The organism is Streptomyces sp. NPDC111628 (assembly GCF_055635195.1).
This window is the reverse complement of record NZ_JBVKBZ010000006.1, coordinates 630,075-646,259: the sequence shown is the minus strand read 5'-3', so window position 1 is coordinate 646,259 and position 16,185 is coordinate 630,075. Positions and strand designations below refer to the sequence as shown.

Below are 16,185 nucleotides of genomic sequence, written 5' to 3'. Positions count from 1 at the left end.
CGTCAGTTCACCCCGGCGTCGACGAGGGCCTGGGTGGCGGCGCGCACGACGGCCTCGGTCTCCGGGCCGAGCGGCTGTCGCGGCGGGCGGCAGGCACCACCGCGGCGGCCGGTCAGCTCCTGGCCGAGCTTGATGGCCTGGACGAACTCCGTCTTGCTGTCCCACCGCAGCACCGGGTGCAGTTGCCGGTAGAGCGGCAGCGCCGTCTCCAGGTCGCCCCGGACGGACGCCTCGTACAGTGCCAGACAGGCCCGGGGGAAGACCTGCGGGTACCCGGCGACCCAGCCCTTGGCGCCGGCGAGGGCGACCTCGAGCACGGTGTCGTCGGTGCCGATCATGAGGTCGAGGCCGGGAGCCAGTTCGGAGATCTCGTAGCAGCGCCGGACGTCGCCGGAGAACTCCTTGACCCCGACGATGTACCCCTCGGCGTGCAGCTTGGCCAGCAGGTCGGGGCGCAGGTCCACCTTGGTGTCGATCGGGTTGTTGTAGGCGGTGACGGGCAGGCCCACCGAGGCCACCCGTTCGAAGTGCTGGAGCACCGCGCGGTCGTCGGCGCGGTAGGCGTTGGGCGGCAGGCACATGACGGCCTGGCAACCCGCGTCCTTGGCGAACCGGGCGTGCCGCTCGGCCTCGCGACCGCCGTAGGCGCCGACGCCCGGCATGACGGTGAAGCCCTCGGGGGCGTTGGCGACGGCGGTCTCGACGACGCGGTCGCGCTCCTCGTACGTGAGGGTCTGGTACTCGCCCAGCGACCCGTTCGGCGCGACGCCGTGCATTCCCTGCGCGGCGAGGTGGGCGACGCTCTCGCCGTACGCGCCGAAGTCGACCGAGAGGTCGTCGTCGAACGGCAGGCTGGTGGCGACGATGACGCCGTGCCAGGGCTTGCGGGTCTCGCTCATGGACACTCCTTGTCGGTTTCACTGCTGTCCGTCGATACCGCCGAAGTCGCCGGTACCGCCGATGTCGTCGATACCGGCGGGCCCTCGTCGAGGTCGGCGAGGGCCCCGAGGGTGACGGGCGTCGCGACGAGCCGTTCCGCGGGCTCGTAGGCCCGGCGCCGCGCCGTGAGGCAGTGCACGGCGGGTCCGCACATCCGCCCCTGGCACCAGCCCATGCCGGCCCGGGTCAGTTGCTTGATCTGCCGGTGGTCGTGTGCGCCGTCGGCGCGGGCGGTCCGGACCGCACTGGCGGTCACCTCCTCGCAGCGGCACACGACGGTCTCGTCGGTCAGCCACGAGGACCAGGCCGCAGGAATCGGGTGGGCCAGCGCCATCGCCCGGGCGAAGGCGCGTTGCCGGGCCACCGCCGAACGCAGCGCCGCCAGGCGCCTGTTCGCAGGTACGGGGGTGGCACCGGAGACGGCGCGGGCGTCGGCGAGGACCGACGCCGCGGCCAGCCGGCCCTCGTTCACGGCGAGTGCCGCCCCGCCCACCCCGCAGGTCTCCCCCGCCGCGTAGAGGCCGGGGACGGTGGTGCGCTGGCCCCTGTCGACCGCGACGACCGCGTTGCCGTCCGCCGAGTCCGTGAGGGAACAGCCGAGCGGAACGAGCAGGTCGAGCTGGGGGGCGAAGCCCCAGCCGACGCCGACGGCGTCCACCTCCACGCGTCGTTCCGTACCCGGGCGCGGGCTGCCGTCCGGGGCCAGCGAGGCGATCCGTACCGACGTCACGCGATCGCCGCCCTCCGCGGCGACGATGGCCGTGCGCGGGCGGACCGGGACGCGGTGGCGCACGAGCGTGGCGGCGTACCCGGCGCCCTCGGCCCACTTGTCGGGGTTGCTCAGCAGCGGACCGGGGTGCCGCAGCCAGGCCCGCGGGTGGGCCGCCTCGCACACCGCGACCACCTCGACGCCGCGGGCCGCGAGTCCGGCGGCGACCGGCAGCAGGAACGGTCCGGTGCCGCCCAGCGCGACGCGGCTCCCGGCGGCCACTGAGCCGCCCTTGAGCAGGGCCTGCATCCCGCCGGCGGTCAGCACGCCGGGCAGGTCCCATCCCGGGAAGGGCAGTTGACGGTCGTAGGCGCCGGTGGCCACCAGGAGCCTCGGCGCCCGCAGGACGACGGCGGTCTCCCGCGGCGCCTCGCGGCGGTCGACCGCGTGGACCGCGAATCCGTCGCCCTCGCGGACCGCGGACCACGCGTGATGTCCCAGGCGCAGGTCGAGCCGGCCCGTCGTCCGGTGTGCGGCCAGCGCCTTGCACAGGGCGCGGTACCGGTCCAGTCCGTGGTGCAGGTCGTCGGTCGGCAGGGCCGCTCGCGCGTGCTCGGGCGGGTGGCGCCAGTACTGACCGCCGAGGGCGGTTCCGGAGTCCAGCACGGCGACGCGCAGTCCACCGGCCAGCGCCGTGGCCGCGGCGGCCATGCCTGCCGGGCCCGCGCCGAGGACGACGAGGTCCGCGGGCTCAGTCATCGTCGCCCTCCACGGTCGTGACGGTCATGCCCGGCCGGGCCGGCACCAGGCAGGCGCGCTGCCCGCGGGCTCCGTCGACGGTGACGAGGCAGTCGAAGCAGACGCCGATGCCGCAGAAGATGCCACGCGGGCGGTGTCCGACGCGGGTGGTGCGCCAGGCGACCCGGCCCGTGGCCACGAGGGCCGCGGCGACGGTCTGGCCCTCGACGAACGGCAGGGGCTCGCCGTCGACGACGATCTCGCTCACTGGGGCGCACCTCCGGGGGTGAGGAAGCGGTCGGGGAGAAGGGCGGTGTGGGCGGCCGGGTCGGCGCCGCGCCAGGGTCGGCCGAGCAGGTGGGCCGTGACGAGCGCGCCGGTGCCAGGGGCGAGGCCGATGCCCGCCCCCTCGTGGCCGCACGCGTGGACGACGCCCGGCACCCGCGGGTCGGGACCCACCACCGGCAGATGGTCCGGGCAGTACGGCCGGAACCCGCGGTAGGCACGCATCAGATGGACTCCGCGGAGGAAAGGGAAGAGCCGGCACGCCTGGGCCGCGAGCCGGGCGACCACGGCGGTGTTCATCGTGGTGTCGAAACCGACGCGTTCCCGGCTGGCGCCGACGAGGATCGTGCCGCCGCGCGTGCCCTCCACGACGCACGAGGTCTCCAGCCCGGCGTCGGAGGAGGCGACGTTGGCGACGTAGTCGGCGGAGTAGACCTTGTGCCGGACCATCGGCGGCAGCGGTTCGGTCACCAGGACGAAGCCGCGGCGCGGCAGCACCTCGATGGGGGCGCCGAGCCGGCGGCCGACCTCACCGCCCCAGGTTCCGGCGGCGTTGACGACGGCGTCGACGGGCAGCACGTCACCGGCGGCCGTCCGGACACCGGTGACGCGGCCGTCCCGTGCGGTCACCGCCCCGGCGACCTCGCCGGGGTGGAAGCGCGCGCCGCGCCGTACGGCGGCCCGCAGCAGCGCGGCCGCCGCCAGCACCGGCTGCACCTGCGCGTCCTCGGGGTAGTGGACGCCGCCGGGGATCCCGGGCGCGAGGTGGGGTTCGAGGTCCCGCACCCGGTCGACCTGCTCGACGCGGACACCGGCCGCCTCCTGCCGGGCGGCGAACTCCTGGAGCGCCGCGAGGTTCTCGGCGCCGCTCGCGACCACCAGGCCGCCCTTGGCCTCGAGTTCGAAGGAGTCGGGTCCGAGTTCCCGGCCGGCCTCGTCCCACAACGTGCGGCTCAGGTGCGCCAGGGCGAGTTCGGGGCCGGGTTCCTTGTCGGAGAGGAGGACGTTGCCCTCTCCGCGGCTGGTCGTCCCGGCGCCGACGGGTCCGCGGTCGGTGACCGTGACGTCCATGCCCGCCGAGACGGCGTGGAAGGCGCAGGCGGCCCCGACGACTCCCGCGCCCACGACGACGACCTTCAGGGTCAACGGCTCCTCCTCCGTGCACGCACCTCACTGTGCAATGTCACATGCCATGACTGAGGCTATACATCCGGCAGGCGGAAGACAACGCCCACTTCACAGCCGGGGGTCGGCGAGGGTCAGAGATCGACTCGGGTGCCCAGGCCGGTCAGGGCGCCGACCGGGTCGAGGTCGGGCGTGCCGCGCGGCCACCAGTCCTCGCGGCCGGGCTCCGACTCGTACGCGTACCAGAGCCCCGTCCGGCCGAGTCTGAGCTGGACATGGCCGCGCGGGTGGGTGAGGCGGTTGCGCCAGGGGCGGAAGGCGGGGAGGTCGGCGGCGAGCAGCAGGGGGCGGGCCCGGTCGAAACGGCCGGCCGGCGGGTCCCAGGGCTCCTCCAGGACGTCGAGGCCCTCCGGCCCGCCCTGCCGCCAGGCGGCGACGGCCCGCGCCAGCTCCGCCGTGTCGCGTCCGGCGGCCGAGGCGAGGGACGCGTAGAGCGCGCGGGTGCCCGTGGTCAGGCCGGAGCCGGGTCGCGCGGCGGCGAGCCGGACGGCGTCCTGCCACAGCGTCAGTCCCCCGACCGGGTCGCGCCCCGTGGTGAGCAGGGCGTGGGCGCGGGCGGCCGCGTCGGTGGCCAGCTGGTCCAGCGCGAAGGGGTCGGGCCCGCCAGGGGCGGCCGGGTAGGCCGGCGGCTGTTCGGGGTGCGGGGGCGCGGGCAACGGTGCCGGGAGGGGCGGCAGGGCGCGCGGGGTCAGCGCCGTGCCGGCCCGGACGCCGGGCAGCGGCGCCGGGCCGCGGTCCTGGGCCGCGCGTGCCGCGCGGGCCGCGTTCCGCCGGGAGAGGGCGTCGAGCAGCGCGCGTTCGCCCCGGCCGCGGAGCAGCAGCAGGACGAAAGGGTCGGCGTCGAGCAGACGGGCCGTCTGGTAGCAGAGGGCGGCGGCGTGTTTGCAGGGGTGCCCGGAGTCGGGGCAGCTGCACTGCGGGGTCAGGTCGCCGGGACCGGGAAGCAGCGGGACGCCGCGGTCCGCCAGGTCGGCCAGCGAGTGGGGAAGTTCCCTGTCGAGCAGCGCCGCGATGTGCCCGGGGCGTTCGACGGCGGCGTCGAGGAACCGGTCCCAGTCGGAGTCGCCGAGCGTGCGCAGCCGCACCTGCACCCGGTACGGCCGGGCGCGGCTGCCCTGTACGTAGGCGAGGACCAGCCCGGGCGTCACGGTGATGGCGTCGACGTGCCCGCGCTCGGCGTATCCGCGCCCGCGTTCCAGCCGGGCGGCGTCCAGAGCGCCTTCCTCCAGCGCGGTCACCCATGCGTTCCCCCACCAGGTACCGGCGAAGCCCTCCTCCGCGGCCTCCCGGGGCGGCAGCGCGGGAAAGGTGCGCCGGAGATCGCCGTCACGGTCCGGTGCGGCCATCGAGCGGGGCGCGCGAGTCTTCGGGTGCGGTGCGGAGGAGAGGGCCCGGCCACGCGCCGCCGAGGCATGCTGCCCCGACCGCCCGCCGGGGGACGGGTCTTCGAGGCCCGACGCATACCTGTCATCACGAGGAGAGACCCAACCGGAACCGGCGGCAGGCTCCGCACCGGGCGACGGAGCAGGCTCCGCGTGTGCCGTCGTCCCGCCCTCGGCGGAGGATGCGTCGGCCTGCTCCCCGGCGGGCAGGGCCTCCTCGGCCGGGTCCGCCTCCGGGGGGAGCCGGAAGGCGTCCGCGGCGAAGTCCCGTACCGCGCGGGCGCGGGCGTCGGCGGTGCCCGGACCGTCCGCCCGCCGCTGGCGACCGGCCGGCCGGGACGACCGCCGCGCGGGCGCGGCGCCCCGGGCCGAGGCGCCCTCGGCCGCCGCGTCCGCCTTCGCCTGCCGACGAGCCGCCCGCAACGCCTCACGCGCCACATCCGCCGGTCGGCTGCCGTCCGCGTCACCGGAGCCGGGGAGGGACACCTCATCGGGAGCGGGCGGGACCGTCGAGCCGGCCGGGTCCGTGGAGGAGGCCGGGTCCGTGGAGGCGGTTGGGTCCGTGGAGGAGGCGGTCGGCTCGATGGGGCCTGTCCGCTCGGTCATGGCGCCGGGCCGGTGCGCCGTCTCGTCCGGATCCGCCGGCTCTCCACGCGCTCCCGAATTCCGGGAATCTCCCGGAGCAGTCTCCGAGGTGTCAGCGGCGCCCGGGGCCTCAGGTGCGTCGGGGATGTCCTCGGGAATGTGCGCCCCCGTCCGCCGCGCGGTCAGTGCGGTGCGCAGCGCGGCACGGGCGACGTCTCCGGGGCGCGTCGGGGTGTGCTCCGGCGGCTTGCGGTCCCGGTCCCCTTCCGCTTCCGCGGGTGTGGGCGTCGGCCTGGGTGTCGGCCCACGGTCCGCGTCCGCGTCCGCATGCGCATGCGCATGCGCATCCGCGCCCTCGCCGCGCTCGCGTGCCTCCCGCAGGGCGCGGCGGGCCTCGTCGGCGGGGCGGGGGGTCATGACGGCCTCCGCAGGGACACCAGGTCGGACAGTTCACGGGCCGTCAGTTCCGTGAGGGCCGACTCTCCGGAGCCGAGGATCGCGTCGGCCAGGGCACGCTTCGACTGGAGCATCTCGGCGATGCGGTCCTCGACCGTGCCTTCGGTGATGAGCCGGTGGACCTGGACCGGCTGGGTCTGGCCGATGCGGTAGGCGCGGTCGGTGGCCTGTTCCTCCACGGCCGGGTTCCACCAGCGGTCGAAGTGCACGACGTGTCCGGCGCGGGTGAGGTTCAGGCCGGTGCCCGCGGCCTTCAGGGACAGGACGAGCACGGGAGTGGCCCCGCTCTGGAAACGGTCGACCATCCGCTCGCGCTCCGGCACCGGCGTACCGCCGTGCAGGAGGTCGACCGGGACCGCGCGGGTGGCCAGGTGGGTGGTGATGAGGCGGGCCATGCCGACGTACTGCGTGAAGACCAGCACCGAGCCGTCCTCCGCGAGCACCGTGTCCAGCAGCTCGTCCAGCAGGGCCAGTTTTCCCGAGCGGGCGGTCATCCGGTCGGCCCCGCCCGGCGGGTGCTCCTCCTTCAGGAACAGCGCGGGGTGGTCGCAGATCTGCTTCAGCGAGGTCAGCAGCTTGAGGACGAGGCCGCGGCGGCCGATGCCCTCGGCCTCCTCGATGGCGAGCATCGACTCGCGCACCACCGCCTCGTACAGCGCGGCCTGCTCGCGGGTGAGCGGGACGGGGTGGTCCGTCTCGGTCTTCGGCGGCAGCTCGGGGACGATGCCCGGGTCGGACTTCCTGCGGCGCAGCAGGAAGGGGCGGATCAGCCGGGCGAGGCGCTCCACTGCCTGGTCGTCCTCGCCGTTCTCCACCGCGCGCGCGTGCCGGGCGCGGAAGGACTTCAAGGGGCCGAGCAGCCCGGGGGTGGTCCAGTCGAGCAGCGCCCACAGCTCGGACAGGTTGTTCTCCACCGGCGTGCCGGTCAGGGCCACCCGCGCCGGGGACGGGATCGTGCGCAGGGCCTTCGCCGTCGCCGAGTACGGGTTCTTCACGTGCTGGGCCTCGTCCGCGACGACCATGCCCCAGGGCTGCTCGGCCAGGGTCGTGGCGGCGGAGCGCATGGTGCCGTAGGTGGTGAGGACGAAGCCGCCCGTCAGGTCGTCGAGGGTGCGGTCGGGGCCGTGGAAGCGGCGGACCGGGACGCCGGGCGCGAAGCGGTTGATCTCCCGCTGCCAGTTGCCCAGGAGGGAGGCGGGGCAGACCACCAGGGTCGGTTCGGTACGGGCGCGCCTCAGGTGCAGGGCGATGACGGTGACGGTCTTGCCGAGGCCCATGTCGTCGGCGAGGCAGCCGCCGAGGCCGAGCGAGGTCATGAGGTCGAGCCAGGCCAGGCCGCGCAGCTGGTAGTCGCGCAGGGTGGCGTGCAGGCCGGGCGGTGGTGCGGCGGGGCGCACCCCCGCGGTGAGCCGGTCGCGCAGGGCGGCCAGCGCGCCGACGGGCACCACGTCGACCGTCTCGCCGTCGGTCTCCGCGCTGCCGGTGAGGGCGACGGAGAGTGCGTCGACCGGGTCGAGCAGGCCCAGGTCGCGCTTGCGGGCCCGGCGGACGAGCGCCGGGTCGACCAGCACCCAGCGGTCGCGGAGCCGGACGACCGGGCGGTGGGCCTCCGCGAGGGTGTCCATCTCGGCCTCGGTGAGCGGGTCGCCGCCGATCGCGAGCTGCCAGCGGAACTGGAGGAGGTCCTCGCTCTCGAAGAAGCCCGTGCCGTCGGTCGCGGAGCCGGGCGCGGTCCTGATCACCGCGGTCGCGGTGAGGTCCTGGGCCAGGTCGCGGGGCCAGTGCACGGCGACGCCGGCGGCGGCGAGACGGGCGGCCGCCACCCCAAGGAGGTCGATGACCTCCTCCTCGGACAGGGCGAGTACGTCGGGCACGTCCTGCTCGGAGAGCCGGTCCAGCGGCGGCCAGACCCGTGCCGCGCGGCGCACCGCCAGGGCGGTGTCCACGCGCGCGCGGGCCCCGAACGCCGCGTCCGCCGCCCCCGACCACAGGTCCGCCGCGTCGGCGACGAGGGTGGGGTCGGCGAGGCTGTGCACCTGGACGACGGCCGCGCCGGCGTTGCGCGCGCCGACGGCGCCGCCGCTCCCGCTCCCCGGGGCTCCCTCCCCCTCCCGGTCGAACAGGTCGTACGCCGACAGGTCCAGGCGGAGCGAGATCCGCACCCCCGCGTCCATGCCCGCGGCGACCTCCGCGGCCCAGTCGTGGGCGTCGGGCAAGTGCCGGGCCTCGGGTGCGGCGAACGGCCGCCCTGAGGCGTGGGGCGCGGCCGGAGTGCGGGGCAGGGTGTCGGCGACCGCGTCCAGGAAGGCGCGGACCAGTGCTTCCGGCTCCGGCAGCCGGATCGGTCCGGGGCCGTCGAGGGGGACCGCGTGGCCCTCCGGCGGCAGGGCGGCGGCCACGGCCCGCAGGTGCGCGATGTCGTCGGGGTCGAGGGGACCGGCCCGCCAGGCGTCGTGACCGGTCGCGGTCAGGCCGGGCAGCAGCCGGCCGCGTGCGGTGAGCCGCAGGGCGTGCAGGGCCGCCGCGCCCCAGCAGGCGGTGGCCGGGTGGGCGGCCCGGTCGTGCCGGGCTCGCACCAGGTGGGGCAGCGCCTCGGCGAGCGGCAGCGACAGCGCGGGCGCGGTCCCGCGCCGCACCCCGGCGCCGTGCGGGCGGACGACGGTCAGCTCCGTCGGCCCGCCGGAGTCCAGGGCCGCGTCGACCGGCCCGCCGTCGGGATCCCAGAAGGCGATCCGTCCCTCGCGCGGGAGTGGTGCGGGCAGGAAGACCGCCGCGAGCCCGACCGGGACGGACTCCGTCGGCGCCCCGGCCCGCCCTGCCTCCGTCACGGCCATGTCGCCCATACGTTCTGTCACCTCCCGCCCGTCTGCCCGATCAGATGTCTTCGACTCTACGGGCGGGGTCTGACAACCGGCTCCGACGGCCCGCCTCCGGTCCCTGCGGCGGAGCGGGGGCGAAGGCGGGAGGCGAGCGCCCTACGGAACGGTGTGCGAGACGACGTACACCATCGGATAGTCCGGGTTCTCCATGTTCACTACGACGTCCTGGGTCGGCGCCGGGTTCACCTGCTCGTTGACGACGCCCCACCAGGAGCCGGATCCGCCGAACTGCCAGCCGGTGACCCGCTGGGCGCGGTCGCTGATCGCGATCTTGCCCTTCCTCAGCGCGTCCCGGTCGACGCCCAGCCCCGCCAGGAAGACGTCGAGACCGGCACCGGTGGTCTCGAACTGGACGTAGAGCCGGCTGGTCTTCCAGTTGTTCGTCTCGTAGTACGCGACCTCCTTGGCCGGGACCGGGACGGGCACCTCGTAGATGCGGCGCTGCAGCTTGGAGGGCCAGCCGCTGGTCATACCGGTCGCCGCGTACTTCGCCTCCTTGTCCCTGCCGCTGTCGCGGCTCTGGCTCGCGGAGATCGCGAGGTAGCCGGCCGGGACGCCGATGAGCAGCACGATGATGAGCAGGGTGAGCGTACGGCGGCGGATCATGTGCCGACGGCCCTCGGCCGCGGCGCCGGCCGGCTCCGGGGGGCCGGGCTGGTGGGGCAGGGACTCCGTCACAGCGACTCCCGGGACTCGCGGCGGGCCTCGGCGTACCGCTCGTAGCGCTCGTACCGCTCCACCCGGCGCCGCTTGGCCCGGCGGAAGCGGCGGGCGACCAGCCGGGACAGGTCGGCGGCGCCCACCATGCCGGCCTCGGGGCCGAGCTGGGCGCGGACGATGCGGGCCTCGGGACGGTAGCCGCGGCCGGTGAGCTGACGCTTGAAGGCGTCGCGCGCGGGGCCGATCAGCAGGTCGTCGGCGGCGCTGACCCCGCCGCCGATCACGAAGCAGGAGGGGTCGAGGGCCGCGGCGAGGTTCGCGATGCCGACCCCGAGCCACTGTCCGATGTCCTGGAGCAGCTCGACGCACATGGCGTCGCCCTCGCGGGCCAGTTCGGTGATCATCGGTCCGGTGATGTCGCCGATGCTGCCCTTGACGTGCTCGATGATCCCGTACGCCACCGGCGAGTCGGCGGCGGCCAGCTCGCGGGCCTCCCTGACCAGGGCGTTCCCGGAGCTGTACTGCTCCCAGCAGCCGCGGTTGCCGCACGGGCAGCGATGGCCGCCGGGGACGACCTGCATGTGGCCGAACTCGCCGGCGACGCCGTACTTGCCGCGCTTGACCTGGCCGTCCTCCAGGATCGCGCCGCCGATGCCGGTGCCGAGCGTGATCATGACGAGGTGGTCCTCACCGCGGCCGGCGCCGAAGCGCCACTCGGCCCAGGCGGCGGTGTTGGCGTCGTTGTCCACCAGGACGGGCACGGCGAGGCGGCCGGCGATGCGGTCGCGCAGCGGTTCGTTGCGCCAGGACAGGTGGGGGGCGAACAGGACGCGGTTGCGGTCGGCGTCGACCCAGCCGGCCGCGCCGATGCCGACGGCGTGCACGTCGTGCCGGTCGGAGAGGTCCAGGACCAGTTCGACGATCGTGTCCTCGACGACCTTCGGGCTCTTGGACTTGTCCGGGGTCTCCGTGCGGAGCTTCTCCAGGATGTTGCCGTCGGCGTCGACGACACCCGCCATGACCTTCGTGCCGCCGATGTCGATGCCGACCGTGGGCACGCGGGGTGCCGTGAGGTGCGAGCGGCGTTCCCTCGTGCCCACGGTGCGCAGGACCGGGGCACGGCGGGAGCCGATGGGGGCGGTGAAGTCGCGGTAGGTGCTCATCGGGTGCGATTGTGCCGCACGCTCACGCTGGGTGCCGAATGGGCGGGGGGTGGGTGGAGGGGTTCGTTGCCGAGTGACGGTACGTCGTGGCTGGTCGCGCAGTTCCCCGCGCCCCTTACCTGCGTTCCAGTTCATGGCGTAGATCGTCCAGCTCAGTTCCACCGGCCATCTGCTGGGTCAGCTCGTCCAGCGTGACCTCGTCACGCAGTTGATTGGCCACCATCGTGCCGCGCTTCAGCAGCACGAAGCGGTCGCCCACCAGGTAGGCGTGGTGCGGGTTGTGGGTGATCAGCACAACACCGAGGCCCTGGTCACGTGCCGCCGCCACGTATTTCAGGACCACACCCGACTGCTTCACGCCCAGTGCCGCCGTCGGCTCGTCCAGGACGAGCACCTTGGCGCCGAAGTACACCGCGCGGGCGATCGCCACGCACTGGCGTTCGCCGCCGGAGAGGGTGCCGATGGGCTGGTCGACGTCGCGGAGGTCGATGCCCATGCGCAGGAGTTCCGCGTGGGTGGTGCGGCGCATGTGGTCGACGTCCATGCGCTTGAACGGCGCGACGCCCTTGCGCGGCTCGGAGCCGAGGAAGAAGTTGCGCCAGACCGGCATGAGGGGGACGACGGCGAGGTCCTGGTAGACGGTGGCGATGCCTCGGTCCAGGGCCTCGCGCGGGGAGGAGAGCCGGGTCTCCTCGCCGTCCAGGCTCAGCGTGCCGCCGTCGTGCTGGTGCAGCCCGGCGATGATCTTGATGAGGGTGGACTTGCCCGCGCCGTTGTCGCCGAGCACGCAGGTGATCTCCCCGGCGTGGACCTCCAGGGACACGCCTTCGAGGGCGCGGACGTTGCCGTAGTTCTTGCTGACGCCGGACAGCTCGACGAGCGCCGTACGGTCTTCGTTCCGCGTCACTTGGTGGCCTCCGCGCGCTTGCGGACCCAGGCGTTGAGCAGGGTCGCGAGGAGCAGCATCGCTCCGAGGAAGAACTTGAACCAGTCGGGGTTCCATTCGGCGAAGACGATGCCCTTGCTGGTCATGCCGAAGATGAACGCGCCGACCGCGGAGCCGACCGCGCTGCCGTAGCCGCCGGTGATCAGGCAGCCGCCGATGACGGCCGCGATGATGTAGATCAGCTCGTTGCCGACGCCCTCGCCGGACTGGACGACGTCGTAGGAGAAGAGCAGGTGCTGGCCGGAGATCCAGGCGCCGAAGCCGACGCCCATGTAGAGGCCGATCTTGGTCTTGGCGACCGGGACGCCCACCGCGCGGGCGGCGTCCCTGTTGCCGCCGACCGCGAAGATCCAGTTGCCCGCGCGGGTGCGCAGCAGGATCCAGCTGGCGACGGCGACCAGGGCGAGCCACCACAGGATGGTCACCTTGAAGCCGACGCCGCCGACGGTGATCGTGGAGGCGAAGACGTCGTGGGCGGAGGAGAAGCCCTCCATGTCGGCGATCGACTTGGTGGAGACGGTGCCGTCGACGAGCTTGGTGAAGCCCAGGTTCAGGCCGGTCAGCATGAGGAACGTGCCGAGCGTGATGATGAAGCTGGGGAGCTTGGTGCGGGTGAGCATGAAGCCGTTGAAGGCGCCGATGGCCAGGGTGACCAGCAGGGACACGCCGACGCCGACCCAGACGTTGGCGGTCATCTGATAGCTGAACATCGACGACACCAGCGCCGAGGAGGTGACCATGACGCCCGCGGACAGGTCGAACTCCCCGCCGATCATCAGCAGCGCCACCGGGACGGCCATGATGCCGATCGTGGAGGCGGCGTAGAGCACCGTGCTGAGGCTGGCGGCGCGCAGGAAGCTGTCGGCGAGGAACGCGAAGAAGACGAAGACGGCGATCGCACCGACGACGGAGCCCAGCTCGGGGCGGCCGAGGAGTTTCCGCAGCGGAGAGGTGTGCAGAATCCTTTCGTCAGCCGCCTTCACCTGCGTGGCGTTCATCGCGTGCCCCGCTTCGTGTACTCGGCCAGCGCGGCGGCGTCGTCCTTGGTGATGATCTGCGGCCCGGTGAGCACCGGACGGCCGCCGCCGAGGACGTCGGCGTTGTACTTGTACAGCCAGAGCAGGTCGACGGCCTCGTAGCCCTGGAGGTAGGGCTGCTGGTCGACGGCGAAGCCGAGGGTGCCGTCCTCCAGTCCGGCGGCCACCTTGGCGTTGAGGTCGAAGGTGTCGATCTCGGCCTTGCTGCCCGCGCCCTGCTTGGCCTTGACCGCGGTGTCGGCGTAGGGGGCGCCGAGGGTGACGACGGCGTCGACGGACTTGTCGGTCTGGAGCTTGGCCTCGATGGCGGACTGCACGTCCGGCATGCTGGTGCCGTTGACGTAGAGCCGCTGGACCTTGCCGTCGAAGGTCTTCTCGACGCCGTCGCAGCGCTGCTCGTGGCCCACGTTGCCCTGCTCATGGAGCACGCAGACCGCCTGCTCGCGGCCCCGCTCGTTCAGCTCCTCGCCCACGGCCTCACCGGCGATCGTCTCGTCCTGGCCGACGTGGGTGAGGGCGCCGAACTCCTTGGACTCCTCGGAGCCGGAGTTCACCGTGATCACCGGGATGCCCGCCTTGTGCGCGCGGGCGAGGGCCGACTTCATCGCGTCGGGCTTGGCGAGCGTGACGATGATGCCGTCGACCTTCTTGTCGATGGCGGCGTTCACGAGCTGGGCCTGCTGCTGCGCCTCGTCGTCGTGGGAGTACAGGAAGTTGATGTTGTCCTTGACCGCGGCCTGCTCGGCGCCGCTCTGGACGATGTCCCAGAAGGTGTCGCCATCACCCGAGTGGGTGATCATCGCGAAGGTCCAGCGGGGGGTGTTCACCGCCGCCCTGCCCTCGGCCGACGCGGCCTTGCGGGCGTCCTCGGCGCGCTTGCCGCCGGTACTGCTGCAGCCGGCCAGGGACACCGACAGTGCCCCTGCCAGCGCGATGCCCACCCATGTCCGAAACCGTGCCACGAGGCCGTGCCCTTCTTGCTGTGCCGTGCTGTGCGTGCGGGGCCTTCCCGGCCCCGGCCGGGTTCTGGAAACCCCAAACGCCCCATTGTCCGACACACAAGCGGAGCGCTCGCCTCCGGGGATCGGCCGACGGTCACATTGTCCGGACATTGCGACGAACCCGCACGGTGGGGGCCGCCGGTGGGAGCTGCCGGTGGGAGCGGCCGTGGCAGCTGCCGTGGGAGCGGCCGACGGACGTGGTCGCTCAGGGCCGCACGAGCAGCTGGAACTCGAAGGAGTAGCGGGACGGCCGGTAGGTGTGGCTGCCGAACTCGACGGCGCGTCCCGTGTCGTCGAAGGTGGTGCGCTCCATGGTGAGCAGCGGCGCGCCCGCGTCCTCGCCGAGCCGCTCGGCCTCACCGGAGGTCGCGGCGCGGGCGCCGATGGACTGCCGGGCGCTGTGCAGGGTGATCCCGGCGGCGCGCATCAGCCGGTAGAGGCCGGTGGCCTCCAGCTGCCCGGTGTCCAGGTCGACGAGGCCGGGCGGCAGGTGGTTGCACAGGTACGCCATCGGTTCCCCGTGGGTCAGCCGCAGCCGCTCGATGCGGTGCACGTCGCTGTCCTCGGCCACGCCCAGCGCGGCGGCGATCTCCGCGGTGGCCGGGACGACGGTGTTGACCAGGACCTTCGTGGCGGGGCGCTGGCCCGCCGCCTCCAGGTCGTCGTAGAGGCTGCTGAGTTCGAGGGGGCGCCGGACCTTGCTGTGCACGACCTGGGTGCCGACGCCGCGGCGGCGCACGAGCAGGCCCTTGTCGACGAGCGACTGGATGGCCTGGCGGACGGTGGGCCGGGACAGACCGAGCCGCGCGGCGAGCTCGATCTCGTTGCCCAGCAGGCTGCCGGGGGTCAGCGCGCCGTGCTCGATCGCCGCCTCCAGCTGCTGCGACAGCTGGAAGTACAGCGGCACCGGGCTGCTGCGATCCACGCTGAGGTCCAGCGACACGGTCGGGTCCACTTCTGGTTTCGGCACGGGCCGAGCGTAGCTCCGTGCCGAGGTGACGGGAAGCTGCGCAGTTCGATTGTCCGGACATACGCATTGACAGGGAGCGGCTGTGAGCCCACTTTGATTCCATGCGCATCGGGGTCATCGGAACGGGCCGCATCGGCACCGTTCACGCCAACACGCTCAGCCGCCACCGCGACGTCGGATCCCTGATCCTCACGGACGCCGACATCACGCGGGCGCAGGACCTGGCCCACCGGCTGGGCGAGACGGCGGCACCAGGAGTGGACGAGATCTTCCAGTGGGGCGTGGACGCGGTGGTGATCACCACGGCGACGCCGGCCCATGCCGAACTGATCGGCCGGGCGGCCCGCTCGGGACTTCCGGTGTTCTGCGAGAAGCCCATCGCGCTGGACCTGCCGGGGACGTTACAGGCGATCGCCGAGGTGGAGGCCGCCGGGACCGTCCTCCAGATGGGCTTCCAGCGCCGCTTCGACACCGGCTACGCGGGGGCCCGGGAGGCGGTGCGGTCCGGGCGGCTCGGCCGGCTGCACACCGTCCGGGCGGTGACGAGCGACCAGACCCCGCCGCCGGCCGACTACCTGCCGCAGTCCGGCGGGCTCTACCGGGACACGCTCATCCACGACTTCGACGTCCTGCGCTGGGTGACCGGGCGGGAGGTCGTCGACGTGTACGCCGCCGGGTCCGACGCCGGTCCGCCGATGTTCCGCGCGGCGGACGACGTGGACACCGGCGCGGCGCTGCTCACGCTGGACGACGGCACACTGGCCACGGCCACGGCCGCGCGGCTGAACGGGGCGGGGTACGACGTGCGCATGGAGCTGGCCGGGGAGCTGGACCAGATCGTCGTGGGGCTGGACGACCGTACGCCGATCGCGTCCACCGAGCCGACCGGACCACCGGCCGCCGACAAGCCGTGGACCGGCTTCGTGGAGCGCTTCGGACCCGCCTACGAGGCCGAGCTGACCACCTTCGTGCAGGTGGTGCGCGGCGAGCGGGCCAACCCCTGCGACGGGCGCGAGGCGCTTCAGGCCCTGCGGATCGCGGAGGCCTGCGACATCTCGCGCCGCGAGCGCAGACCCGTACGGACCGGCGAGATTCCGGGGGCGCCCACCGACCAGCACCCGACAGGCGTCCACTAGGCGTCACACCCTGCCCCCAAGGGGGAATATCCGGACGGAGCACGCCTGCTCCAGACCAAGGGGACTTAGTTCGAATAACATAACAATCCATGCATTAGGGATGATGCCCTATGT

The 16,185-nt window shown here is 73.7% G+C and carries 13 protein-coding genes; 1 reads left to right on the top strand and 12 read right to left on the bottom strand.

The window, feature by feature from the left end:
* Window positions 1-2: 2 nt before the first annotated feature.
* From ACZ7MF_RS32315 to ACZ7MF_RS32260, 12 genes are all read right to left on the bottom strand, one after another.
* Entirely contained in the window at window positions 3-899 is an 897-nt protein-coding gene (locus tag ACZ7MF_RS32315; RefSeq protein WP_471481804.1) for a dihydrodipicolinate synthase family protein, read from the bottom strand.
* Window positions 896-2,407 carry an FAD/NAD(P)-dependent oxidoreductase gene (locus tag ACZ7MF_RS32310; RefSeq protein ID WP_471481803.1) on the bottom strand — a complete coding sequence of 504 codons (1,512 nt, stop codon included), beginning with the start codon at window positions 2,405-2,407 and terminating at the stop codon, window positions 896-898. Before ACZ7MF_RS32310 ends, ACZ7MF_RS32315 begins: the two co-directional genes overlap by 4 nt.
* Entirely contained in the window at window positions 2,400-2,654 is a 255-nt protein-coding gene (locus tag ACZ7MF_RS32305; protein ID WP_471481802.1) for a (2Fe-2S)-binding protein, read from the bottom strand. Before ACZ7MF_RS32305 ends, ACZ7MF_RS32310 begins: the two co-directional genes overlap by 8 nt.
* Window positions 2,651-3,811 (bottom strand): NAD(P)/FAD-dependent oxidoreductase, encoded by a 1,161-nt coding sequence (locus ACZ7MF_RS32300; RefSeq protein WP_471481864.1) that lies wholly within the window; start codon window positions 3,809-3,811, stop codon window positions 2,651-2,653. The genes ACZ7MF_RS32305 and ACZ7MF_RS32300 overlap by 4 nt, the downstream gene beginning before the upstream one ends.
* 119 nt (window positions 3,812-3,930) lie before the next feature.
* Complete coding sequence (locus tag ACZ7MF_RS32295; RefSeq protein ID WP_471481801.1) at window positions 3,931-6,240, bottom strand: SWIM zinc finger family protein; 2,310 nt, start codon at window positions 6,238-6,240, stop codon at window positions 3,931-3,933.
* Window positions 6,237-9,122, bottom strand: coding sequence for a DEAD/DEAH box helicase (locus ACZ7MF_RS32290; RefSeq protein WP_471481800.1), 2,886 nt, complete (start codon window positions 9,120-9,122; stop codon window positions 6,237-6,239). Before ACZ7MF_RS32290 ends, ACZ7MF_RS32295 begins: the two co-directional genes overlap by 4 nt.
* 132 nt (window positions 9,123-9,254) lie before the next feature.
* Window positions 9,255-9,836, bottom strand: coding sequence for a sugar kinase (locus ACZ7MF_RS32285; protein WP_471481799.1), 582 nt, complete (start codon window positions 9,834-9,836; stop codon window positions 9,255-9,257).
* Window positions 9,833-10,981, bottom strand: a complete 1,149-nt coding sequence (locus tag ACZ7MF_RS32280) for an ROK family glucokinase (protein ID WP_011030775.1) — start codon at window positions 10,979-10,981, stop codon at window positions 9,833-9,835. The genes ACZ7MF_RS32285 and ACZ7MF_RS32280 overlap by 4 nt, the downstream gene beginning before the upstream one ends.
* A 115-nt stretch (window positions 10,982-11,096) precedes the next feature.
* Window positions 11,097-11,888 (bottom strand): ATP-binding cassette domain-containing protein, encoded by a 792-nt coding sequence (locus ACZ7MF_RS32275; protein WP_471481798.1) that lies wholly within the window; start codon window positions 11,886-11,888, stop codon window positions 11,097-11,099.
* Entirely contained in the window at window positions 11,885-12,925 is a 1,041-nt protein-coding gene (locus ACZ7MF_RS32270) for an ABC transporter permease (RefSeq protein ID WP_471481797.1), read from the bottom strand. Before ACZ7MF_RS32270 ends, ACZ7MF_RS32275 begins: the two co-directional genes overlap by 4 nt.
* Entirely contained in the window at window positions 12,922-13,926 is a 1,005-nt protein-coding gene (locus ACZ7MF_RS32265; RefSeq protein ID WP_471481796.1) for a sugar ABC transporter substrate-binding protein, read from the bottom strand. The genes ACZ7MF_RS32270 and ACZ7MF_RS32265 overlap by 4 nt, the downstream gene beginning before the upstream one ends.
* Window positions 13,927-14,170: 244 nt before the next feature.
* On the bottom strand, window positions 14,171-14,908 hold the full coding sequence (locus tag ACZ7MF_RS32260; protein ID WP_471481863.1) for a myo-inositol degradation transcriptional regulator: 738 nt from the start codon (window positions 14,906-14,908) through the stop codon (window positions 14,171-14,173).
* A 128-nt stretch (window positions 14,909-15,036) separates the two neighbouring features.
* Between ACZ7MF_RS32260 and ACZ7MF_RS32255 the strand changes: the two genes are divergently transcribed.
* The gene (locus ACZ7MF_RS32255; protein WP_471481795.1) at window positions 15,037-16,071 is read left to right on the top strand and encodes a Gfo/Idh/MocA family protein; all 1,035 of its coding nucleotides are present in this window, start codon (window positions 15,037-15,039) and stop codon (window positions 16,069-16,071) included.
* The last annotated feature ends 114 nt before the right edge of the window (window positions 16,072-16,185 follow it).

Coding starts and splice junctions, on each gene's coding strand:
- ACZ7MF_RS32315 (WP_471481804.1), bottom strand. CDS start 899: ATGAGCGAGACCCGCAAGCCCTGGCACGGCGTCATCGTCGCCACCAGC.
- ACZ7MF_RS32310 (WP_471481803.1), bottom strand. CDS start 2,407: ATGACTGAGCCCGCGGACCTCGTCGTCCTCGGCGCGGGCCCGGCAGGC.
- ACZ7MF_RS32295 (WP_471481801.1), bottom strand. CDS start 6,240: ATGACCCCCCGCCCCGCCGACGAGGCCCGCCGCGCCCTGCGGGAGGCA.
- ACZ7MF_RS32290 (WP_471481800.1), bottom strand. CDS start 9,122: ATGGGCGACATGGCCGTGACGGAGGCAGGGCGGGCCGGGGCGCCGACG.
- ACZ7MF_RS32280 (WP_011030775.1), bottom strand. CDS start 10,981: ATGAGCACCTACCGCGACTTCACCGCCCCCATCGGCTCCCGCCGTGCC.
- ACZ7MF_RS32270 (WP_471481797.1), bottom strand. CDS start 12,925: ATGAACGCCACGCAGGTGAAGGCGGCTGACGAAAGGATTCTGCACACC.
- ACZ7MF_RS32255 (WP_471481795.1), top strand. CDS start 15,037: ATGCGCATCGGGGTCATCGGAACGGGCCGCATCGGCACCGTTCACGCC.